Origin of the sequence: Kocuria sp. ZOR0020 (assembly GCF_000800955.1) — a bacterium.
Lineage (GTDB): Bacteria > Actinomycetota > Actinomycetes > Actinomycetales > Micrococcaceae > Kocuria > Kocuria subflava.
In genome coordinates, this window is sequence record NZ_JROX01000264.1 from 1 (window position 1) to 701 (window position 701).

At 63.2% G+C, this 701-nt stretch carries 1 protein-coding gene; it reads right to left on the reverse strand.

What is annotated here, in order from left to right; all coding sequences use genetic code 11:
* Nucleotides 1-255: 255 nt before the first annotated feature.
* Complete coding sequence (locus L979_RS12790) at nt 256-588, reverse strand: 2Fe-2S iron-sulfur cluster-binding protein (RefSeq protein WP_047692593.1); 333 nt, start codon at nt 586-588, stop codon at nt 256-258.
* Between the last annotated feature and the right edge of the window lie 113 nt (nt 589-701).

Consider the following 701-nt stretch of genomic DNA (forward strand, 5'->3'; position numbering starts at 1 on the left):
CTCGGCAACGGCAGCAGGCAATCGCCGGTAGATCGAGGCATCGGAGATGTAGGCCGCGCGGGTGGTCAGGTCATCACGCAGAAGGTCCTGTGCTCGTGTGGCTGACTGCTGTGCCGGGGTGGTCTGTGCTGGGTAGCTGGTGGTCACGACTCGTGCTCCGTTCAGGGACGGTCAACCGGGACCGCCGAGTGTCCGAGTTTGGATGTTTCAACACGCCGCAAACGTCCAAAATCGGGCGCTGGGCAGTGCGGGTGATCACCATTCGGGGGCGATGGTCACCTCTGCCCCGTCCAGATCCTCCGACCACTCGACCTGGCAGGTCAGGCGGGAGTCCTCATGGCGGGTGTCATCCAGCATGTCCAGGACGTCTTCTTCCTCGTCACCGATCGGGGATTTGGCCCCGGCGGTCTGCGCGGAGGCGCCCAAGTAGCAGTGGCAAGTGGAGCAGGATGCGTTGCCACCGCAGGTTGCCAGGATGGGGAACTTGTTGCGCGTCAACGCCTCCATCAAGGACTCGTGGTCCTCCCACTGCACACCCTCGGTGCGGGCGCCGTCGCGGTCGGTCACGTTCACGGTAATGCTGCTCACGGGCTGGATCCTCCTGGCGGCTGTGTCTGATCAGCCGTTGTTCCGGGTCAAAGGTGTTCATCCCATTCTAGGTGTTGTGGGGCATGAGGTTCTTGTCACGGGTGCGTTGGTGA